Annotated in this window: 19 protein-coding genes; 10 read left to right on the top strand and 9 right to left on the bottom strand. The window is 53.4% G+C overall.

Annotation, left to right across the window (positions count from 1 at the left end):
- Nucleotides 1-6 precede the first annotated feature (6 nt).
- The 3 genes from ASTEX_RS10825 to ASTEX_RS10835 form a co-directional block, all read right to left on the bottom strand.
- Nucleotides 7-1,020 carry an acyltransferase family protein gene (locus ASTEX_RS10825; protein WP_013479666.1) on the bottom strand — a complete coding sequence of 338 codons (1,014 nt, stop codon included), beginning with the start codon at nucleotides 1,018-1,020 and terminating at the stop codon, nucleotides 7-9.
- 746 nt (nucleotides 1,021-1,766) lie between these two features.
- Nucleotides 1,767-2,435, bottom strand: a complete 669-nt coding sequence (locus ASTEX_RS10830) for an exopolysaccharide biosynthesis polyprenyl glycosylphosphotransferase (RefSeq protein WP_245532497.1) — start codon at nucleotides 2,433-2,435, stop codon at nucleotides 1,767-1,769.
- A 736-nt stretch (nucleotides 2,436-3,171) separates the two neighbouring features.
- Nucleotides 3,172-3,597: a VanZ family protein gene (locus ASTEX_RS10835; protein WP_013479668.1), complete on the bottom strand. Its 426-nt coding sequence runs from the start codon at nucleotides 3,595-3,597 to the stop codon at nucleotides 3,172-3,174.
- A gap of 241 nt (nucleotides 3,598-3,838) precedes the next feature.
- Here ASTEX_RS10835 and ASTEX_RS10840 point away from each other — a divergent pair, with 241 nt between their 5' ends.
- Nucleotides 3,839-4,093, top strand: coding sequence for a hypothetical protein (locus ASTEX_RS10840; protein WP_013479669.1), 255 nt, complete (start codon nucleotides 3,839-3,841; stop codon nucleotides 4,091-4,093).
- Nucleotides 4,094-4,351: 258 nt separating this feature from the next.
- The gene (locus tag ASTEX_RS10845; protein ID WP_013479670.1) at nucleotides 4,352-5,572 is read left to right on the top strand and encodes a DUF418 domain-containing protein; all 1,221 of its coding nucleotides are present in this window, start codon (nucleotides 4,352-4,354) and stop codon (nucleotides 5,570-5,572) included.
- A 7-nt stretch (nucleotides 5,573-5,579) separates the two neighbouring features.
- On the opposite strand, the gene ASTEX_RS10850 is transcribed toward ASTEX_RS10845, so the two are convergent.
- The gene (locus ASTEX_RS10850) at nucleotides 5,580-6,299 is read right to left on the bottom strand and encodes a metallophosphoesterase (protein ID WP_245532498.1); all 720 of its coding nucleotides are present in this window, start codon (nucleotides 6,297-6,299) and stop codon (nucleotides 5,580-5,582) included.
- Nucleotides 6,300-6,779: 480 nt separating this feature from the next.
- Between ASTEX_RS10850 and ASTEX_RS10855 the strand changes: the two genes are divergently transcribed.
- From ASTEX_RS10855 to ASTEX_RS10890, 8 genes are all read left to right on the top strand, one after another.
- Nucleotides 6,780-7,346 (top strand): polysaccharide biosynthesis/export family protein, encoded by a 567-nt coding sequence (locus ASTEX_RS10855; protein ID WP_013479672.1) that lies wholly within the window; start codon nucleotides 6,780-6,782, stop codon nucleotides 7,344-7,346.
- A gap of 53 nt (nucleotides 7,347-7,399) precedes the next feature.
- Nucleotides 7,400-8,671 carry an outer membrane beta-barrel protein gene (locus ASTEX_RS10860; RefSeq protein WP_041658636.1) on the top strand — a complete coding sequence of 424 codons (1,272 nt, stop codon included), beginning with the start codon at nucleotides 7,400-7,402 and terminating at the stop codon, nucleotides 8,669-8,671.
- Between the two features lie 30 nt (nucleotides 8,672-8,701).
- Nucleotides 8,702-10,867 (top strand): GumC family protein, encoded by a 2,166-nt coding sequence (locus ASTEX_RS10865; protein WP_013479674.1) that lies wholly within the window; start codon nucleotides 8,702-8,704, stop codon nucleotides 10,865-10,867.
- Between the two features lie 136 nt (nucleotides 10,868-11,003).
- Complete coding sequence (locus ASTEX_RS10870) at nucleotides 11,004-12,440, top strand: oligosaccharide flippase family protein (RefSeq protein WP_245532499.1); 1,437 nt, start codon at nucleotides 11,004-11,006, stop codon at nucleotides 12,438-12,440.
- 40 nt (nucleotides 12,441-12,480) lie between these two features.
- On the top strand, nucleotides 12,481-13,938 hold the full coding sequence (locus ASTEX_RS10875; RefSeq protein WP_065757476.1) for a hypothetical protein: 1,458 nt from the start codon (nucleotides 12,481-12,483) through the stop codon (nucleotides 13,936-13,938).
- A 1-nt stretch (nucleotide 13,939) separates the two neighbouring features.
- Complete coding sequence (locus ASTEX_RS10880; RefSeq protein WP_013479677.1) at nucleotides 13,940-15,001, top strand: glycosyltransferase family 4 protein; 1,062 nt, start codon at nucleotides 13,940-13,942, stop codon at nucleotides 14,999-15,001.
- Between the two features lie 7 nt (nucleotides 15,002-15,008).
- Nucleotides 15,009-16,076 (top strand): acyltransferase family protein, encoded by a 1,068-nt coding sequence (locus ASTEX_RS10885; protein WP_013479678.1) that lies wholly within the window; start codon nucleotides 15,009-15,011, stop codon nucleotides 16,074-16,076.
- A gap of 64 nt (nucleotides 16,077-16,140) precedes the next feature.
- Complete coding sequence (locus ASTEX_RS10890) at nucleotides 16,141-17,385, top strand: O-antigen ligase family protein (RefSeq protein WP_013479679.1); 1,245 nt, start codon at nucleotides 16,141-16,143, stop codon at nucleotides 17,383-17,385.
- Between the two features lie 401 nt (nucleotides 17,386-17,786).
- Here the strand turns inward: ASTEX_RS10890 and tnpC (ASTEX_RS10895) are convergent, their stop codons facing one another.
- The 5 genes from tnpC (ASTEX_RS10895) to tnpC (ASTEX_RS10915) all read right to left on the bottom strand — a co-directional run bounded on the left by tnpC (ASTEX_RS10895) (nucleotide 17,787) and on the right by tnpC (ASTEX_RS10915) (nucleotide 22,344).
- Nucleotides 17,787-19,400 carry an IS66 family transposase gene (gene tnpC, locus ASTEX_RS10895; RefSeq protein WP_013479680.1) on the bottom strand — a complete coding sequence of 538 codons (1,614 nt, stop codon included), beginning with the start codon at nucleotides 19,398-19,400 and terminating at the stop codon, nucleotides 17,787-17,789.
- Nucleotides 19,401-19,466: 66 nt separating this feature from the next.
- Entirely contained in the window at nucleotides 19,467-19,811 is a 345-nt protein-coding gene (gene tnpB, locus ASTEX_RS10900; protein WP_013479681.1) for an IS66 family insertion sequence element accessory protein TnpB, read from the bottom strand.
- Entirely contained in the window at nucleotides 19,808-20,164 is a 357-nt protein-coding gene (locus tag ASTEX_RS10905; RefSeq protein WP_245532500.1) for a transposase, read from the bottom strand. The genes tnpB and ASTEX_RS10905 overlap by 4 nt, the downstream gene beginning before the upstream one ends.
- A gap of 300 nt (nucleotides 20,165-20,464) precedes the next feature.
- Complete coding sequence (locus ASTEX_RS10910) at nucleotides 20,465-20,764, bottom strand: hypothetical protein (RefSeq protein WP_013479684.1); 300 nt, start codon at nucleotides 20,762-20,764, stop codon at nucleotides 20,465-20,467.
- Nucleotides 20,764-22,344, bottom strand: coding sequence for an IS66 family transposase (gene tnpC / locus ASTEX_RS10915; protein ID WP_013479685.1), 1,581 nt, complete (start codon nucleotides 22,342-22,344; stop codon nucleotides 20,764-20,766). The genes ASTEX_RS10910 and tnpC (ASTEX_RS10915) overlap by 1 nt, the downstream gene beginning before the upstream one ends.
- Between the last annotated feature and the right edge of the window lie 21 nt (nucleotides 22,345-22,365).

The raw sequence follows: 22,365 nt of genomic DNA on the forward strand, positions 1-22,365 counted from the left end.
CAGGATCTACCCTCCAATAATCAGTCGGCTGCGTTCGCGCAGGCATAACTTTAAGACGAGGTAGGTAAGGATAGACAAGGCCAGCATAGAGACAAAGGCTGCGACAATGAGCGGAACTTCCAGGACAGGATAGAGGCTGCCATTTCCATCAACGAGTTTGGCAAACACTGAGCGGATGAGTGCGGCGAAGTAGCCATGTATGAAAAAGATGAAGAAGCTCAGTCGGGCAAACAGATCAAGCCAGATGTCTTTACGCCGGAAAAACTGCTGGAAGACGCCGAATAGGAGGACAATGATGGGCAGATAAAACAGCATCGTCCCTGTCCGGTCTGGCGTTATCCCGCTCAGTTTAAGTCCAATGAAGGCGAGGCCATAAGCGATCAGATAGGCGCAAAAAATCGGCAGCAACGTAGAGCCCGAACGCTCAAGAGTGAATTTGTTAGCCGAAAGGAGCATGCCCAGAAGGTAGGCCGGAATAAAGAAGATGAACGCCTGGAAGGGCTGGTCGTTCAGGGGCGGCCGACCTACCCACACCGCAAGACCGCAAGCGAGGATAAAGGCCGGCAGAACGAGCTTTAAGCGGGAAAGCCCCGAAAAGAGGGGGGCGGCGAGATAGAATATCCCGATCATAGGGATGAACCAAAGGGGGCCTAGCCCCGCACCGGTAAAGACGAGCAGAACGCACTTCTCTAACACGCCCATCTGGGCGAAAGCCGCCATATCAATCCAGGGGTGGTCGCCTTTCAGACCGAGGACGTAGAGAAGGTTGGCCGGTAGGGAAAGTACGAGGTAGGGCACACCGACATAGATGGCCTTGCTCTTAAGGTAGGGAAGGTATCGAAAGCCCGGGAGTGCCGTCTGAAAAACGTAACCCGATATGGCCATAAAAAGGAGCGTCGCACCGCCGACGAAATAGTCGATAAACTCGCCGATCAGGCCAAGAGATGGCAGTGTTGAAACCGCATGGGTGGCGACAATCAGAAGGATGGCGAGCCCACGAAGATTGTTTATGAACTGCAAAAAGGGCTCCTGCAACGCCTTGCGGGGGAAACGGTAAGAGAGCCTGGAGTCAGGGCATATCGTTTAAGTACACTTCAGCAATATGTGCGCCACAAGATTGAAGATTCAATGAAGTCAGACGTTTTCCACATTTGAATGTTTCAGATTACCCGCAGTTTGGGCGCTACCACATTCCGATAGGACAAGTCTGAACTCTTTTGAACACGAGAGGTTCAGCGATCAGGATCAGGACCAAGGCGTTCCTGGTCTGCGCAGGCTAAGCGCTATTTACATCCTGGAGCAGGATTTGGGATTGTGCTCGCAGACACTTGGCGAGAGAACAAATGCGAATGCCTCAATCGGCACGATAACCCCTGCGGACTAGAGCGCTGCGGAAATGCGTGCCGGAGTTTTCGGACAAAAAGGCGCGTCAGAACAGAAATTGAGCGCCACGACGCGCCTCAACTGAGCCAACGAAAGCTTTAGGAATGCCCGCTTAATCCAGAAAGCGTGTTATGGGCGAGCACCTGCTGCTGCGGACCCGGAGAATGCACGAGTTGTTTAAGCTCTATCACACCGCCAAGCATAAGGCACAAAACGAGCCAGCTCCCAATGGACAATGCCACTGTGATCAAAACCTTTGTTCGCATGGATAAGGATGTCCGGGCCAATTTCATGTGCATAGTTAACACTCAAAATAGGGCAATTTTTAGGATGCCGCTTCAACTCGAGACGTTCATAGCCTGCACACGATCATGGCCCCCACATCAGTAAGCGTTGTCGTCCCCTAAAACGACGCGAACCGTGCCCAGCATGATTTTTACGTCCTTAACGAACGACCAGTTTTCAATATATTCAATGTCAGACTGGACCCGGTTTTCGATATCACAGGCATCGCGGATTTCGCCCCGGAAGCCTCGCACCTGGGCAAGTCCGGTGAGCCCGGGCTTCGCAAGAAAGCGAAGCTCATAATTGTCGACCTGTTCGGAAAAAATCTTGTCGTGGCTGAGCGCGTGAGGCCTAGGGCCGACAAATGACATGTCGCCCTTAAGGATGTTAAAAAACTGCGGCAGTTCATCAAGACTGGTCCGGCGCAGAATGCCGCCTACTCGCGTTACACGCAGATCCGTCGCTTTGGCCTGGCTCACTACGTCGCCATCCTCCATGACGCTCATGGAGCGAAACTTATAGATATGGAATTGACGGCCGTTCAGGCCACTGCGCCGCTGCTTAAAGATCACCGGTCCTTTGCTATCGAGCTTAACGGCGAAGGCAATAAGGACGAGGGCCGGGAGAAGAAAGAGAATCGCAAACCCCGCGACAGCAATGTCGAATAGCCGCTTAGTTGGGCTGACCGCGACACGGGAAGCTATTCTCGGTCTTTGTCGGGACATGGGTGCTGCCCTCTGTCCGCTCAGCGCTTCAACGGTTTGCATAATTCATCCCTATAATGGGGAACGAGCTGAAGAGAAATGAAAAGCCAATGCAGAGTCAAGCTACCGCATCGCAGCAATATCACAAGTAATAAATTGGTATGCAACTCATACACCATACCTTACCGAGGCGATACCCCCATTCGGCCCGGGTAACAATGAAATTCGCCCGAGAGGTTAGTTTCTGACAGCACGTCCGGTCAACTCGGTGTGACCACGAACAGCTCTCAGCGGTGAACAACCGACGATAGGGAGAACAGTTCAGCTTATTTTGAAATAAAAACAGTTGCTTGATAAACGTCTGCAGCACGACGAGGCAATGACCCCTCACTTGCGCCCACAGATTCCGGGATCAGTTTTGGAGGTCAGAGATCTCAGAGAGGCACACCTGTAGCGTGAAGAATCACAGGGAACCCGATACCGCCGACTGTCTCACTACGATCCACTCAATCGGATTTTGCACCGCATCAACACATTGTCTTGAATTGATACAGACGCGAAAGCGTGCGCGTTTCGTTAACTCATAAACTGTGGGGACAGTATGGGCATGTCAGTTCAAGATCATGGCGCGAGCGAGCGCGGGAAATCACACTTTGTATTTGAAGGTCAGCGCGATGACCGTCCGCCTGCGGCAGATCGCCTTTTCGTCATAATCGGGCTCGCCTTATTCTCTTGGCTCGCCATAGGGGCTTTCCTATACGCGGTAGCCCCACTTATCATCCATCAGTGATGAATCGACCTAAGCTGAGCGCCGAAGCTTAGCGGGGATTTTCGTGTCGCCCAGGCGGCGTTGCGGCTTGACGTCGCCACGCATGAAACCACGCGCCGTCTCAATAAATGAGGGCGCTGTAGCGAAGGCGACCCCGACAAGATCCGCCAGCCAGTCCGACACGCTGGCACTTCTCCCCGTGAACAGCTGGGCGACCTCGATGAGCGCCCCTACGGCGAGTACGCCAAGGGCGATGTCGAGGCGACGCACCTTCGGAAGTGCGACTTGCAGCATCAGAGTCAATGCGAAAAACGCGATTGCGTGCGCTTCTTTGTCATTCAGACCGAAGGCTTCTTCTGCCCCCTGAAACGGCCCCAGCACCAGCACCCCTATAGAGAGGGAGAGCAGACCCAAACAGAGCCTGGAGAAAAATAAAGCCTTCTGCGCACGGGTCATTGCGATCTCCTTTTGAGATCAATTAGCAAATCAAGGCTAACGAAGGGTTCAATTTCATTGTTAACACAAAGTAAAAATACTTATATTAACCGAAATTATTAATTATGAACGCAATATTCACAATTATTTACAATAAACCGTACGTTAACATCAAATTTTTATTTTTCATTATTCATATGGATACACGTTTGGTTAAGCACATTGCTCTATTATCAGGCCATATCTAGACGTGGAGAATCCCGTGGCCAGCCTTAAAGCGAAAAAGACGACTGAATTCGAGGCCCAACCCGAGGCCATAGCTGTACATCTGCGCGCTGCCGACATGATGACGGATTCGCCTGTGATGTCCCCTGCCCTCAGACTGCAAGACCAGCTGCGCGCGGCATTAGGCGAGGACGAGCAACCGGTTGAGCGTTATCCTCTGGTCTGGAGCGCTGCGGGCGTCTTTGCCTTCTGCTCAGCCTTCTGGGCGCTGGTCGTCTATTTAGCTCTGTGAAGCTCATTTAAGCTCAGCACGATTTCCGCTTCGTAAACATATGAGCCTGCGCAGCTATGCTACGCAGGCTCATTTTAGTTAACCCGAATATATCGGGCGAAGTCCGTTGAAGATCGAGCGCGCGACCTTCGATATCCCTGTTATTCAAGACATTTTCAGTTCGCCGAAACGGAAATCCCGTACAGCGTTTTTATTTTTTTGGCACGCAAACTGCAAACGCTCCACAACATAGAAATTCGCATTTAGAGAGCGTACGAAATGTTGGGTTCTTCGACCCCAAATCGCGCAAGATATACGCTTATCGATCTTTACCGAGGGCTCGCCATATTCGGGCTGTTGATGGTTCACATGGTCGAGCGCTTCGGTGTGTGGTCCACCCTACCCGATAGCGGGCAACTGGGTCAGTTGGTCCATCTGGCTTTCGCAGGCAAAGCCTACGCTACGCTCGCCCTTTGTTTTGGCATCAATTTTTCGCTTCTGGTTGCAAGCGCAAAACGCAAAGGCGTGTCGCCACTGGAAGATCAAATCTGGCGCTATAGTCTTCTCTTCGCTTTTGGTGTGGCGAATACCCTTCTGTTTGGAGGCGATGTCTTACAGGTCATTGCCGTTCTGGCAGGCATACTCATCCTTTTGAACCGGATAAAGGATGACACAACATTACTCTGGGTCGGCCTGCTTTGTCTGGCCCAACCTCTCATCATCCTCGGTGGCATCATCGGCATCTTTGCGCCCGATTTTACGCGAGCGTATCTTATAAATGATGCCAGCGTGCTTCAGCCTCTGAAGCTCGCCACTCAGGAAGTTTACAGACACGGCTCATTTTGGGACGTTATCGCGACGAATCTGGGCACCGGCAATGTCCTTAAGTGGAGCTACCAGATAACGAGTGGCCGTGTGTTCAAATCACTCGGTCTGTTCATACTTGGTGTTTATCTCGGCCGCACCGGCTTCCTTCAGAGCCCTGTTCAGTATCTGAAGGATCGGAAGAAAGCGGTCATTTTCATGTTGGCTCTCCTGCCCATTACCACTGTGACCAAGTCCGTCTTCAGTGGAATGACGTCAGACGAGCTTCCGGCCTACGTTATAATGATCAAGCAGCTGTCATCCAGCTACTTCAGCCTCTTCGCGCTTGGCGCCGCGCTTGTGGTGATCACCTGGGCGTATCAGCGCCTCCCCGGCAAATGGTTCCATCCACTGGAAAAGGCGGGGCAGATGACGCTAACGCTTTACATCATGCAGTCCGTCGTCTTCGTCCCGGTGTTTTATGGGTTTGGACTGGGTGGTTTCGCCTACCTAACGAACCTGCAGGTCGTGGTCATTGGGCTCGTTTTCTTCGTTGCCCAGCTCATCTTTGCGAACCTTTGGCTTAAACGGTTCGATTACGGACCGCTTGAGTGGCTTTGGCGCAAGGCCATTCAGCACAGGCGGAAGCTGGCAGACTTCAGAGGCGTCACTCCGAGCGAGCGTTTGATAAAATAGCCTGAGGCTAGTCGCGCTTTGATTTTACAAAGGCGCGGCTGGTCTCTTTGAGCTTCACCGCGGTGAGAATCCCGGTTGCATAGGCCCCTGTATCGACGCCTATTCTCCAGCTCTGGTTCGACACCTGTTGACGGGCCGAGTGGCCATGCACCACGACCTTATCGCAGGCCTTCGGCGAGCGCAGGAACTCGTCACGGATCCAAAGGAAGGTCTCTGCCCCCTGCTGATCAACGGGAACGCCCGGCTTCACACCGCCATGGACAAACATGTAATCGCCGGCCGTGTAGTGAAGCGCGGCCCGGCGCAACAGGGCCAGATGCGCGGAAGGCATAGCGTGGGACAGCTGCTTTCTAGCCTCAATCCAAAGCTCGGGCTCAGAACGAGGGGATGGAGGTGTCACCCCATAAGAGGCAAGTGTCGCATCTCCACCGAACGTCACCCAGTCTGAACCATAGTCGCTGTCCAACAGGAAGCGCTTAAGCATTTCTTCGTGGTTGCCCAGAAGAACTTGCGTATCACACCATCCGCAACCTTCAAGCTCCAGGATCGTATCCAACACCCCTGCAGAATCATCGCCGCGATCGACATAATCCCCAAGCAAGACGATCCTGGGTTTTTCGTCTTCCAGCTCCGCATCAAGACGGATGATTTCAATCAAGCGCTTTAAGAGGTCATTGCGTCCGTGAACATCGCCGATCGCATAGGTTAGCCGATCGATGCGAGACACAGCCGCTTTTGTCCGGGCGGGTTTACCGAAAACGCGCTTAACCGCAGACCACATTGACGAGATTGCCCTCCTTCGGGCGACAAACAAACAGAGATGCCAGGCGAACTCCCGCTCAACCGAGCATCGTTCCTTTATAAATCAGCAATCCATTATGAATTTCATAATTTGAGGGTAATTTCCATATGTTTGTGCAACGCAACAAAACGTGAGGCGCGTTTACCACATATGGGTATAGCCGGACGAATTATCTACAGGTATAGGGCCTATTCGGGGTGAGAGCTTTTCGCCAGACAGGTGAATCTACGCCCAACTTATAACGCAGCAGTTTAATGAATCACCGTTATGTGGCATTAGATTTGCTTGAGTCTCTGCTCCCATGCTGGCGTCACGCCATGTTGCGCCGCAAATGCAAACCATGTACCCTTAGCGTTATCCGAGAGACGACGTTAAACCGGAATTTCAATCTGAGAGAGCTAATTCATGTCTGGAAAGATGAAGTTTTCAACCTTTATGGCTCTTTTGGCCTCGATGGCCTTCACCCTTCTGCCGCTGAGTTCACTTGCACAAAGTTCCAACCCATCTCAGGTTTACGAGTACAAACTCGGATCCGGCGACAAGGTTCGGGTCATCGTATTTGGCGAAGAGGATCTGAGCGGCGAGTTCTCTGTGTCGGGCGAAGGCAAGGTCGCGTTGCCGCTGATCGGCGAAATCCCCGCCATGGGGGACACGGCCACACAGCTTCAGGACAAGATCACCGAGGCGCTTTCCAACGGCTATCTTAAAAAGCCGCGCGTCAGCGTGGAAATCCTGAGCTTTCGTCCGTTCTACATTCTGGGCGAGGTAACGAAACCCGGCGAATACCCCTACGTGAATGGGATGACGATTGACCGGGCGGTGGCGACGGCCTCTGGCTACACCTACCGGGCTAATCACAAGAAGGCTTACATCAAGCGCGCTAACTCTGATCGAGAAGAAGAAGTGCAGCTTAACCAGGGCGTAGTCATCCAGCCGGGTGACACCATCCGCATTGCAGAACGCTATTTTTAATCGGCCTCTGGCCTCGTCTAAACCTAACTACTGGCAAGAGCCAGACCGGACACATGATGAAAACGATACTCTATATGAGCGCGGCTTTGGCCGCGCTTGCTGCAGGCAGCGCCCAGGCACAGCAAGCGACCAACAACTTCCAGCGTGATCGCAACACCGCGGTCACCGATCGCTATCAACCGGGCTACGAACCGCTTGGTGTTAAGGCGGGGGTCTGGAAGCTTAATCCCACCGTTACCGTATCACTGGGTGGGAACGACAACATCTATTATGTGCCCTCCAACAAAGAGGGTTCGGCCATCATCACAGTTTCTCCCAACATCGTCGGGCGCACCACCTGGTCGCGTCACGAACTGGGCTTTAACGCAGGTGTCGATTCAAACGTCTACCTGTCTCAGTCAGACGAGAACAACACCGGCTATAATGTTGGGGCAAACGGTCGCCTAGATATCACTTCACGCGCGATGCTGTCGGGCAATATTCGCCATCTGACGACCTACGAACCGCGTTCCGCCTATCAATCGGATGTCGAAGCTGCCGAGCCTGTGCGCATCGACAGTGACGCGGCCGAACTTCAGCTTACCCTTATCGGGAACCGACTGCGTTTCATCGGTACAGTCTCCACCCGCAATGACGACTTCAAAGACGTCGCGCGTCGTGCGGGCCTGCCCGGGAGCCCGATCATCTCGCAGCGCTACCGTGACTTGACGACCAGTGGCGCGACTGCCCGCTTTGATTACGCCGTCAGCCCCGCGATCTCTGTGTTCCTGACCGCCGTGGCAAACAATCGCCGCTATGACACGGCGACGATTAACGACTCAGACGGAACTGTGATCGCCCTTGGCACCAGCTTTGATATCAGCTCGCTCGCTCGCGGCGAACTGCAGCTCGGTACGGTTACGCAAGAGTACAAAGATCCGACGATTGGTAAGCAGGACTCAGGCTACGTGAACGCCCGTGTTCAGTATTTCCCGACGCCACTTACGACGCTCACCGGCACGCTGAACCGCGATTTCGTCGACTACCCCGGCAGCGGGGGCACGACCCGCACGGCCCTCAACACGACGGTGGGCTTGAGCGTAGACCATGAGCTTCTTCGCAACCTGATCGTTTCGGCTGGCGTGCGTGGACAAAAATATGAATTCGACGGAATTGACCGCAACGACACGGGCAAAACCGTGATGCTGGGTGCTCGCTATCTCATGAACCGTCGCATCAGCATTGAAACCAAATACTCATACGTGACCTATGAGTCAGAAGGTACCCAGGCATTCCGCGACTACAACGCGAACGTCATTATGACGTCGCTAATCTTTGCATACTAAATTCATTTAAATTTTTCCGGAAAGTATAACATGGCGCGGCAGACGGCAGAAAACGATACATCAGAAAACATTCAACTCGAAGCCATCCTCAGTGAACTGCGTAAGCATCTCCCCTGGATGATTGGGGCGTTTGTGGTGATCTTCGCTGCAGTCTTTGCCGCGACCTATTTCCGCACACCTAAATATACGGCGTCGACGTCCGTTCTTATAGCGGATGACGGTCAGTCCAAACTGACGGGCACGCAGGAGAACGCGGGTCCGGCGGACTCACCGACGATCGACTCCGAAGTGGAACTTCTGAAGTCGAACGCCGTGGCTAACCGTGTTGTGACGAGCCTCCAGCTTCAGAATGATGCTGAGTTTTCTGCCGGCATTAACGAGGTTATTCAAGGCAAGATCGACGCCGCCGGCGGCCAGCCCAAGGTTGGGGATGAGCTTAAGATCGAGGCTATTGCCGACCGCGTCATGGGCGGCCTGGATGTCAAGCGCCAGGGTCTGACACGCGTTATCAAGATCAACTATACCAGCACGTCGAAGACGAAAGCCGCGAAGCTCGCGAACGCTTGGGCCAAGGCCTACATCGAAGAGAAGATTGCAACGCGTGAAGCGGCGAACCAACAGGCTAATGGCTGGCTGAGTGAGCGGATCGAAAGCCTTCGCGCTCAGGTCGAACAGACCGATCGCGCCGTTCAGGAGTATAAGATCCGCAACAACCTCCTGAGCGCGACGGGCTCAACCCTGACCGAGCAGGAAATATCCGACCTTAACCGTCAACTGGCGTCCGTCCAGGTTGACCGGGCTGAAGCTTCTGCACGCCTCAATACCGCGCGCCGTCAAATGCAAAGCGGATCAACCGGGGACGATGTTGGTGAAGCGCTTAAGTCACCGGTGGTGTCGAGCCTGCGTACCCAAGCCGCCCAGCTGTCATCACGACTGGCTGAGCTTGATGCGCACTACGGCCCCCAGCACCCGGAAGTCATTAAGGCGAAGAACCAGCTTGCAGACGTGAATGGGCAGATCCAGGCAGAAATCCGTCGCGTGATCTCAAACCTCGAGGCTCAGGACCAGATCCAGGCTCAGCGCGCTGGCTCCATCGCCGGCTCCGTGCGACGCGCTCAAGGTCAGCTGGCGAGCAACTCTCAGGCGATGGTCAAGCTCAACGAACTTGAACTGCAGGCCCAGTCCGTTCGTCAGCTTTACGAATCCTACCTTGATCGCTTCAAGCAAACGGCGACGCAGTCGGGTCTCAAGGCTGTCAATGCTCAGCTCGTTGCTCCTGCCGCCATCCCAACCGATCCGTCTTCGCCGAAGCTAGCTCTGTCCCTAGCCCTGGGGTTTGTTGCCGGCGTATTTGGCGCGGGTGGTACCGCACTTGTCCGCCGTGGTATGGAGCAAGGCCTCACGACGTCTAAGGACGTCGAAGGCAAGCTCGGCGTTAAGTTCCTCGCGAGCATCGCCGATCTCCAGACGACCTTGAAGGATAAGAGCGGCAAACCCCTTCCGCACCGCTACATTATCGACAAGCCGCTTTCGGTGTTTGCCGAGGGCTTCCGGAACCTGCGGGCGGCTATTCTTTATGCGCCGAATGTTTCCCCGAAGATTATCGCCGTCACCTCAGCTCTTCCCGGGGAAGGTAAGACGACGACTTCGGTTTGTTTAGGCGCCGCCTTCGCGACCGCAGGCAATTCCGTGATTGTCGTTGACTGCGACCTTCGCAAGCGCTCGATCAATGGGATTTTCAACCAGTCGCCTGAAAAGGGTCTTGTGGAACTTCTCAATGGCGAGGCTACGCTCGATGAAGTTACCAAGACAGATGACCATACCAAGATCACCTACCTTCCGCTGTCCGTGAACAAGGTTCCGAATGAGGATATCTACGGGACGCCGGAATTCGACAATCTGCTCGAACTCCTTCGTAAGCGTTATGACTATGTGATCCTCGATACGGCCCCTGTTCTGCCGGTCGCCGACACCCGCATCCTCGCCCGTAAGGCCGACTTTGTGATGCTCCTCGTTCGCTGGCGTAAAACACCGGCTCGTGCCGTGGAAGCGGCCGTCGATATTCTGGACTCGGCTCGTGTAACCATCCATGGTGCGACGCTTACTCAGGTCAATATCAACGCTCAAGCGAAATATGGCTACGGGGATGCCGGCTATTACTACAAGGAATACAAGAGCTATTATCTTCAGAACTAGGCGGAAATTTCGGGATCGGACATGTCTGATTTTACCGGGATGTTAAAAAAGCCCATTTAAGTTCCAGGCGGGCCACATGGCCCGCCATTTTTTTTGACCACCGATTTAGAGGCTCTGAATGAGTGATAGCAGACGCATGGCGACGAATATCATCGCCAGCTGGGGCGCAAACCTGGTCAAGGTGATGGTCCAGCTCGTCATGCTGCCCGTTATGGCGCGGGTACTCGGCCCCGCGGAAATGGGGCTCTATGCTCTGGCACTGCCAATCCTCGCCCTTGTTATGCCCTTAGCCGATGCGGGTCTTGCCAATAGCCTGGCACGGGAAAAGCCCGATAATCACCGCGTATGGTCCACCTCATTCTGGATGCTGATGTTTATCAGCTTGCTGCTTGCCGTAAGCGTCTACGGAGGCTCTTTCGGTGTGGCCCACACCTCCAACCAGCCACGCTTGCCTCAGATCGTTCTGGCGCTATGCGCGATATTTCCGCTGATGGGTCTCGGCGTTTTGCCAATGGCCCGCATGATTCAGAAAGGTCGTCTTGTGGCCCCGGCGATCATAGACATGGCCAGCAATCTCCTAGGCGCTGGTATCGGTATCGCAGGCGCCCTTTCAGGCTATGGTGTGTGGTCTATGGTCGCTCAGTACGTGTCTGTTTTCGCGATCCGCGCCTTCCTTCTAAACGCATGCGAACTCTACTGGCCTCGTATGGTTCTGGATTTCAGTGGCCTGAAGAGCCACCTCGGCCTCGGTGGATCGATTACACTCTCAAAAATTGCTGAATCCGCTGGCCGCGTTGCCGAGAACTCCCAGGTTTCCAGAATCTTGGGCGCGTCAGCACTAGGCGCCTATGGCTTTGCCAATCAGGTCGCCCGCTTCCTGTCTGAGGCTGTGGGAAACTCGTTGTGGGCCAATCTGTACTATCAGAGCCTACATTGTGAGCACGACCGCTTAGGTCCGCAGCTGATACGCATGAACCGCCTTCTCTGCCACATCCTGATCCCGGCTTCATTTTTGGGCGCCGCCCTCTCCCCGACGTTTCTGCCTTTCGTACTGGGCGACAAATGGGTAGACGCCGGCTGGCCCTTAGCGATCTTTTGCCTTACCTATCCTTTCACGATTATGTCCAACCTTGTGGGGGCGGTTCTCTATGCAAGAGGACACGCCATAATCCCGATGAGTGTCGCTGTGCTCACGGCCTGTGCACGATTTGGCGCCATTTTTCTTTTTTTGCCTTATGGACTGATGTCAGCATGCATCGGCGTCGGCGCAATCAGCATATTGCAGGCGATTGGTTCTTTCCTTGCCTCCCGCGAGGTCATAGGTATTAGGATTAGCGAGGTCTTGGTAACTTCGTTCTGGCCGGTCACAGCAGCTCTGCTGGGCTTCTGGGGAGCCTTCACAATCCTGCTTTATAGGCACGATATTGAAGGTGGCATATATGCTGCCGCATGCTTTGGCGGGATATACGTACTGGCCCAGATCATGTTCGACCGCTCACGCTTCCTCACGGATGCCAGCGGCATTGTTGAGCTCGTCCGTCGCAAGAAAACGAAATCCGAACCGACCGTATAAGCCTCGTTGAAGCGCTTTAATCAGATCGAAGATAGGCCAGATGTTTGTACCTTTGATAGTCCTGGTGATTTTAGGCGTCCTTTTCTTCCTATCTGGCCGAGGACTTTTGAATTTCGCCTTCTTCCTGATGAGCTTCGGCACGCTCGCAGCCGTACCACCAGAGTTCATCGGTGGCACGACGGTTCTCGCCTCATCTGCAGCTTTTATGCTCGTCGCGGCTCGGCAATTTATGGTGAAGGATCAACCGCAAACGATCATCGCCGGTCTAATTGACTACCGAGCACTGGCCCCTCTGACAATTTTCACAATTATTGCTGTCGTAGGTGCCTTCACTCTGCCGCGGGCGTTCGGCGAAAATGTCATGGTCTTCCCAATGCGCGGGGCCGAGGAAGGCTCATTTGCGGTGCCACTCGCCCCCTCTTCTTCAAACTTCAATCAAAGCATAAATTTGATCGCGAACCTGATGGTGGCAGGAGCCATTTTTGGCATGTCCCGCATCAGTGGTTTCACATCGAAAATCAAGGACGCCCTGATTTGGGGAGGCGTCGGTGTCGTGCTTACTGGCTTTGCGGACCTGATTGGCTCGAACATCGGATTGACGCCAGTTTTGGAAATCTTCCGGACTGCGTCTTACAAGATGATGGACGACGCTGAGATCAACGGGGTCCGGCGCGTCATTGGCATGATGTCAGAGGCCTCCTCATTCGGCGCGTTGGCAGTGACCATCGGCGGGGCGCTGCTATTTTCAAGATACGCATATAGTCGAACCAAACGCTTCTTAGTCGTTTATCCACTCGCTACCATGTGTCTGCTGTTTGTTGTGATATCGACCTCGTCATCAGCCTACGGTGCACTCGGGGTGCTCGGCCTTATGCACATTGTCGACCTCGCGTGGCGAGCCATTTTCACATCACCCGATCAACGCGGGGAAGTGATACTAGAGATTATCGGGGCAGTGATCTTTGCCGTTTTAGTTTTGGCCGTCGTCCTTGGCTGGGAAGCTGGCCGTGACCAAGCCAAGGCATTCTTGGATGAAATCATTTTGAACAAACAACTGTCCGGCTCGGCTCGCGAGCGGAACTCCTGGACGGCCCAAGGCCTCGAAGCATTCAAGGCCACTTATGGAATTGGCGTGGGCGTCGGCAGCGTCCGAACCTCGAACTTTTTTGTCAACATCCTCGCAAGTACAGGCATTGTGGGCGCGATAATCTTCGCCGGAACGATTGGTCGTACATTTGCGGCGAGAATTCCATCACGCTACCGGGCGGCATTTGAGCTGTCGCATGGCATGAAACTGACGATCGTCGGTACCTTCGTGAGCCTCTTTTTCGCAGGCACAACCCCCGATTATGGCTTCAACATCGCAACGGCCATAGGCATTTGCATCGGCCTTGCCACTCGGACTGTCGCAAGCCAGTTCAATTTTGAGAGCAAAGCGACCCCCGAAATTCAAGAGACTGAACCTGTAAAAATCAGAAGGAAAGTTGAGCGTTTGTAGGATGCGTATTCTCCATCTTTCTAATCACTGCATCTTTGGAAATGGCAATGTTCACGCGGCCGTAGACCTAGCCTGTGAGCAAGCCAAACAAGGACACGAGGTTTTTTTTGCGAGCTCAGGCGGAGACTTCGAGGACCTCCTGGAGGAGAATGGCGTCCGTCACGTAAAAATAGTCCACCCCAATAAGCACGCGCCTTGGCTTGCCCTGCCGGCCGCTATCGCAATCTTTCGACTCTGCCGACGTAAGAATATTCAGATTGTACACGCACACATGATGACGGGCGCAGTCTTGGGTTGGGCCGCAACCAGGTTTTTGGGGATTCCGCTAATCACGACCGTGCATAACGCCTTTGACCAACACGCCGTGCTCATGGGCTTAGGGGACAGGGTGATCGCCGTAAGTGCCGCAGTTGCAGAGACGATGAAACGTCGCGGGGTCTCTGAGAAGAAGTTACGGACGGTTTTGAACGGCACACTGGGCTCTCCGCGCACTAGCGGGCCCATTATGGAGGTATCCCCTCTCTATCATCCATCTATCACGACCGTCTGTGGCCTTCATGATCGGAAGGGTGTGCGATATCTCCTCACGGCATTTGAAGCCGTGCACGCACAGTACCCAGAAGCTCATCTTTACGTGCTAGGGGAAGGCCCACAGGAAAACGAATACAAATCAATAGCCACTGCATCCCCTTCCGGCGCGAACATTCATTTCCTTGGCCAGGTGCGCGACCCCCGCCCCTATCTTAAACAGACAGATATCTTTGTCCTCGCCTCTCTCCAAGATCCTTGTCCGCTAGTAATCCCTGAGGCACGCGAAATGGGCTGCGCAATCGTCGCTACTAACGTTGACGGTATACCGGAAATGCTCTCCATTGGCGCAGCAGGAAATCTAGTGCCCCCGCGGGACGATGAAGCGATTAGAGATAAAATTATCCTATTGTTATCAGAACAGGAGAAACTAATCGAATCAAAGGAAACATCTCTCCGGCTTGTTCAGCATTTTCAAATTTCCAGAGTTTTCTCAGAAACAATCAAAATATACAATGAATTTGAATCAAATTGAGTGGAAAATGAATAATAAATTTATATCTTTACAAATACTGAGGGGCCTGTCTGCTCTTTATGTGGTTTTTTACCATGTTTACATCATATACATGCAGCCTGAGTACGGAAGCAAAACATTGTATCAGGACATTGCAAAACACGGTTTTCTTGGAGTTTGTTTTTTCTTTGTATTAAGCGGATTTATCATCTGCTCTGCTCATCTGAAAGATATTGGAATAAAGGAAAAATTAATCCCATATGTCAAAAAGCGATTTATAAGAGTATATCCCATCTACTGGTTTTATCTAACAGCATTTATAGTCGCGGCTTCACTTGGCTTCGGATATCCTGATTTCTCGTGGAACCCGATAAATATCACCTCGTCGTATTTACTCCTTCCGCTCGCTCCAGACTTAACCCTGCCACTCAAGGTGGCATGGACACTCTTGCACGAAGTTATGTTCTATGCAGCGTTTGCCACAGCAATCTACTTTGGAAGAAAGGTAATTTGGCTCGCATCTATATGGGTTTTGTGCATAATATTTAATTTTTTATTCAATATAATTCCCGAAAGCACGTTTTTTTCGGTCTGGAATTTATATTTTATTGGAGGAATTTTTTCGTATTTTTTGTTTTCAAAAATTGAAAGCAAAACTTCTATTACCTTGTTTGTCGTTTCTATTATTATGTTGATATTTTACACTTTTTTATCTGAAGATATAAGTAGAATACGATACCTATCAGATGAGAAAAATGCACACCTGCATGTTTTATTGATAATTGCTTTTTCGCTCTTTGTGTCATCAATTTCAAAGATGGAGACGTTTATTAATTTCAACCGGCTCAAATTATTGTCTATTTTTGGGGACGCATCTTACTCAATTTATCTTGTGCATTCGGCCGCAATTTCACTAATACTGATTTTAATCAAAAAGTTTAAGTTGACGAATATTTTTTCTGATCAGTTAATGTTCATTATTATATTTTTGACTGCATCGCTTGTTGGCGTGCTGTGTCACTATGCCGTTGAGAGACCTTTTTTGAGTTTCTTTAACAATCGTAGTAAAGGGGGCAAAGCTGCGCATCTTAAGTAGATGATAACAAGACCACCAAGGATCGTTGCAAATTTAATCAGCGCCTCGTGCATTAGGGACAGCTATGACAAGACTCGCAAAAAATAAAACATATTCGGTGCCTGAGGCGGCATTTGAATCGACGTTCAGCAAGAAGACACAAATCTATGTCGCTGCGACTTTCGTGCTTTCTGCGATGTCTTTAGAGCTCCAACTTGGCGGTGCCCCTTCTAGCCTAGGGAATGTTTTCGTCGGGGCCTTCGCGATTCTGTTAATCGCATACAAATTTTACATAGGCCGATCAAAGTCCTCTTCGAAAAATGACAAATTAATGATATTTGATTTTGCCTATTTGACTTATTGTACTTACACGTTAATAACTTTTTACTGGAGCGTATCCCCGTTCATAACCATTATAGCGTCGTTATCTCCTATTTTGCTATGGCTTTGCACGTACGAAATCAGGGGAATATCAACTGAAAAATTTGTAAATGCTACGTTACTTCTCTGTTTTATTGTGGCAATATTGTCTCTTGCCTCCATTTTGGTAGACCGCTCGTTCGCCTTCCAACCCCGCTCCAGCACAGGAGGGAATGAGTTGCGTGGAATATTTAAGCATCAGCTTAGATTGGGCGCATTTATGGCGAGCGGCATTTGCGTATTTGTAATTGCTTTGCTTAATAAGCACTCGATTAATGTTTTTAGAAACAAATTTTTCTTAACATTTGCAGTAATAGTGATAGCTATTTGCTTAATCATGGCAAACGCCCGCCTTTACACAGTTTGCGCCGCACTCTCCCTACTAATCACTTTTTTGTTGTATGGTTGGGGTGAGGGCCGATTTGTACGATTGTATATAATCGTGGGCATCCTTTTATTAGTCGTCCCATTTTTCGGAACATTTCTTACCTACATCGACCAATCGGGATTCGATACATCACTATCCGGCCGCGATCTTGTGTGGAACCGGACCTCCTCTGCTATAGTAGATGAGAGTAGGCTGCTCGGTTATGGGTATGGGACTTTCGATACCCCCTATTTCGATTATCTTTTCAGGGGGAACTACCGTCCGGCTCACGCTCACAATTCATTCTTGCAGGCCCTGTTTGAGACAGGTATCATCGGGCTTTCCCTCGTTTGTATCTTGATAGTTTTGCAGATAAAGGGCGCGTGGAGCCGGCTCCGGTCAAACGGAAAATACTCTTACGCACTTTTCTTTATTGTTTACAATGTTCTAAGTAGTCTTTTCGGATTAAACTACGCCGGTGCGATCTCCTTAAATTTTGCATTGATGCTAGCGTTCCTCTCTCTTGAGTGTCGAAAGAGGTAATGCACGGTAAGCCTACGGTAATTACCCACGCACCTGGCAGAATGGCTATGCGAGGGTGAAGTTTCCGTCGACGAGTTTACGGATGGCGGCATAGGGGGTTTGGTAACTGCACACGTGGTTGGCAGAATTGGGCTTGCGCGGTGTGTCGAGTTCTGAATCCATGGGGGCATGATTCGACCTCCGCTCCGCCCTCTTTCAGATAAAGAAAAAGACGCGCTTATCGCGGAACAGGCCGAACTTCTGCGCCAGCAAGGGGCGATGATCGAGGATTTGGTCAGGCGCCTGAAAGACCTTGAACAACGTGGCGGGAAGCCGCGCAAGACGTCGAAAAATTCACATCAACCGCCATCGAGCGTAAGCGTAAACACGCTCCCATGTTGCGGATCTGAGGGTTTTGTGGATCAGGCGTCAGCTTGATCTGGCTTAAAATTCCATGGCATCAACTCGTCGAGACGAGAGACGGTCCAGCCGTCTGCGATGCGCTGAAGGGTCTGTGTCAGCCAGGCCTGCGGATTGACCCCGTTCATCCTGGCTGTCTGGATAAGCGACGCGATGATAGCCCATGTCCGGCCACCGCCGTCGGAGCCCGCAAACAGGCTGTTCTTCCTCGTAATAGTCTGAGGCCTGATGGCGCGTTCGACGATGTTGGAATCCAGCTCGATACGCCCGTCATAAAGGAACCGCTCCAGCACCTTGCGACGACGCAGCGCATAGTCGATCGCCTTTGCCAGGGATGATTTCTGAGAGATCTGTGACGAGGTCTTTTCCCAGAGCTGGAAGAGCGCCTCGACTATGGCCTTGCCATGCTTCAGGCGGTAGGCAGCCCGCGCTTCAGGCGACTGCCCACGCACCTTGTCTTCGTGGTGCCAGAGTGTCGACATGATCTCAACCGTCTGGGTGGCTACGGGCGAGCTGTTGTTGGCATGCAGGTCGTAAAACTTTCTGCGGACATGCGCCCAGCACCCGGCGAGCTGGATGCCCGCATTGGCATCCGGGGCCTTTTCAAGCTGATTGTAGGCCGCGTACCCATCCACCTGGAGCACGCCGTTGAAGCCGGCGAGATGGCGCTTTGGGCGGTCGCCTGAGCGCCCATCCTCGAACTGGTAGACGACAATCGGCGGATCCCCGCCGCCGAAGGGGCGGTCGTCTTTCACATAGGCCCAGAGATAGTTGTGTAACACCTTCCCGTTTCCGGGAGACAAGGTCGGCAGAACCGTCTCATCGGCGAACAAACGCTCCCCCTTGAGGAGTTGCGCCATCATATAGGCATGCAAGGTGGTCAACTCGAAGCCCACCGCGCCCATCCAGCTGGCCATCACCTGCCGGCTTACCTCGATGTTTTGCCGGGCGAAGATCGCTTCCTGACGATAGAGGGGCAGGCCATCGGCATATTTGGAGACCGCGATATGGGCGAGCAGCGCCTCGGTTGGCAGGCCCGCCTCAACGATATGGTTAGGTGCCTTAGCCTGAAGGACGCCATCGATGGACTTGTCCTTGTAGGCGTAACGGGGGCGCACGGTCACGATGACCCGGTACGTCACAGGTACCACGTCGAGGCGCTCGCTCCGGTCTTCACCGATACGTACCTTTTGCTTACCCGCGTGCTCTTCGGGCTCATCGGGTTCAATGACGACCTCGATGCGCTCAAGGTGCGCCGGCAGGCTCTTGCGGGGTCGGGACGGCGACGACGAGGACTTCGGTCGTCCTTTGCGGATCTCAGCCTCAAGGGCGCCTACGCCCGTCGCGACCTCTTCAAACAGAAGCACGAGTTGTTCGTCATCCTCAGCAGGCGGCGCCTGTAAGGTCTCAGATTTGCGCGAGAAGCGACCACGATTGAAGATCTTGAGGATATCATTGAGCCGATCCAGGCGCTCATTCAACGCGACTTCCCGGCTTTTCAGGGCGCTGACCTCGGCTTCAAGCGCTTCCACCCGAGCGGCCTTTTGGGCCATTTCCAGAGCAAACGCCATCAGCGCGGCTGGATCTTTCGGGAGGATAATCGAGGGGTCCGACATGAACGTTTTATACCATGCAAACCCCTTATCTGCATGGGTTTTTTCAGATTTTCGGACTAAATTTCCTTATCCCGCAAGACGGGGACGCGCCACTTTTTCGGGTCGAACCCGCTTCCAGTCGAGCCCGTCGATTAAGGCCAGTGTCTGCGCCTGGTTTAAGCGGATGCGCGCCTGCCCAACCTTCGGCCAGCAGAAGCCTCCCGTCTCAAGACGCTTCGATACCAGACAAACCCCGGTGCCATCAAACCACACCATCCGAAGCCGGTCGGCCCGCTTAGACCGGAACACATAGACCGTCCCGTTGAACGGATCGTGACCCGCATCACGGACCAGACCCAGAAGACCATCCATGCCTTTTCGGAAGTCGATAGGCTGGGCTGACAGCAACACCTTAACGCCGGCCGGGATCATGCCGCACGAACCGCGCGTATCACCCGAACCAGCGCCTGTTCCTCAACCGGCCCTGTGCATCGCACGACCACGCCGCTGACCTCAATCTCGATCGACCCCTTCTCTTCAGCTCGCCGCGCCGACACATCGCCAACCGTCTCAACCAGCCCATGGTCACGGCAGTATCGCCGCCAGCCAAACAACTGCGACGGTGAGATGCCGATCTCCCGGGCCAGCGCCGACGCGTTCACCCCCGGCACCATCGAACGCGCCGCCATCTCCGCTTTGAAGTCCTCAGGCCAGTCCCGGCGCACCCGCCCGATCCCGCCCCCTGTCACAAGCTCGACAAACTGACTATTTCTAGTCGTACGCATAGGCGTAGCCATAGAAGTTCATACTCCGCGTCTCAAAACACGGCATTTTCGAACTTTTCAGGCCGCCAGAAAACACGGGGCGTGCCTTACGCTTACGCCGATAGCGCTCAACCCCGCTGATAACCTCATACCGACCCATGCCGAATGTTCCGTCACAAATGAATAACTTCTGACGGAAGTTTCGCTCACTCAGCCCCTTCAGCAAAACGCGGTGCCCGGACGCTTACGATCATCTCTGCGGAGGTGCCTGCCGATATTTGGTGAGCGTACGGCGAACGGATTTTTTGAGCTTGCAGGGTCTTATCGTTTTTTCTCGTCGGCCATTACACGCTCGATCATTCCGGGATCGCACTGCTCGCCTACGAGGAACGCGCGGATCCCTCCGTCCCAGGTCCGTATATCGGCGAGGAGATCCTGGAGACATTCCACACCGTCTTGGGTCAGGGCTCTGGTCCCGTACTCGCTGCCGTCACTGACGTGGATCATTTCACCGTCGATTATATTATCGGAGTTAGCGGTGACCTCTTCGATCAGTTCCAAGTTCTCGCCGATCAATGCGGCGACCTCTTTGAGCGTGTAAACATGCCTTGACCGAGCCATCAGGCGACGCTTCCTTCTGCCGGCGCGGCCGGCGCCATGACCCAAGGCAGCAGTTCATGCAGCCGCTCTTCCGGATAGTTTCGGATCACCGTCAGAATGCGGGTGAAGTAGGTCTCGGGATTGTGGCCGTGCATTTTGGCGGTCTCGACCAACGTCAGCACATTGGCGATGCGCTCGCCCCCCTTGTCGGAGCCGGCGAAGAGCCAGTTCTTTTTTCCGATTCCAATCGGGCGGATGGCTCTCTCAGCTATATTGTTATCGATCTCGACACGCCCATCGTCGATGTAGACACTCAACGCCTCCCATCGCGATAAGGCATAGCGCATGGCCTCCGCCAGCTTCTGCTTCTGCGGGACGGTCGGCAGCATCGCCTCGATCCAGGCCTTGAGACTATCCAGCAACGGCCGGGCATGCTGCTGGCGTAAGGCGCGCCGTTCGTCGGCTGTCATGCCATGGATGCGCGCCTCGATGTCGTAAAGCGCGCCGATACGGCTCAGGGCTTCCTCGGCCACAGGCGAGGCTTTGAGCTTGATGACGTCATGGAACTTGCGCCGCACGTGCGCCATACACGCTGCCTCGGTAATCTTGTTGCCATAGAGCTTTTTATAGCCGCCATAGCCGTCGGCATGCATCACGCCGCTGAAGTCGGCCAGATGCGCCTCAGGGTGGATACCCTTGCGATCGGCACTGTAATAGTAGGCAACAGCCTTTGGCCGGTCGTCCTTGTAGCCGCTGCCGTCGAAGACATAGACCCAAAGCCTCCCGGTTGCTGTCGTTCCTCGCCCAGGATCAAGAACATCCACTGGGGTGTCGTCAGTGTGGATCCGGTCGGTTCCGACGACATAGGCTTTTACCAACGTCACCAACGGCGCGATCAGAAGCGATACTCGCCCCACCCAGTCGGCCATGACGGATCGGGATATATCAATGCCCATCCGCTCATACATTTCTGACAGGCGGTAGAGCGGGATATGGTCATCGAACTTCGCAACCATGATGTGGGCCAGCAAGCTCGGCCCGGGCTTGCCCTTGGTAATCGGCAGCTTCGGCATCTCGCCCGCCACCGTGGTGTCGCAGTCCTTGCAGATCAGGCGCTTTTCGATGTGACGCACGACCTTCACCGAGGCCGGAACATGCTCCATGACCTCGACGACCTTATCTGCCGCCTTAAGGAATGACGTGCTGCCGCAGGTCGGACAGTCGCACGGCGCCTCATAGACCTTGTCTTCACGCGGAAGATTGTCGGGCAACGGTTTGCGCTTCGGGTGCGCCTTTTCATCTTCCGCCTCCGGCAACGCGTCCTTGCCCGAACGCGCCTCAGCCTCGGCACGCGTCGCCTCGATCTCCTCGAGCATCAGCTCGTATTGCTCGATTTTACGCTCGACCTTTTCGGACGATGCCCCGTGATCGCGATGACGCAGCAGCTCTAATTGTCCGCGAAGCAGGGTGATGATGGCATCCCGCTTGGCGACTTCGGCTTCGAGAGCAATGCGATTTTTGTCCAGTTGCAGGGCCTGCTCAGCCACGAGCGCGCGCAGGGCGGCAAGCTCATCAGAGGCGTTGGCAGACATGATTTCCATGCCCGTAACACTAGCCGATTT

This window comes from Asticcacaulis excentricus CB 48 (assembly GCF_000175215.2).
In the GTDB taxonomy this organism is placed as follows: domain Bacteria; phylum Pseudomonadota; class Alphaproteobacteria; order Caulobacterales; family Caulobacteraceae; genus Asticcacaulis; species Asticcacaulis excentricus.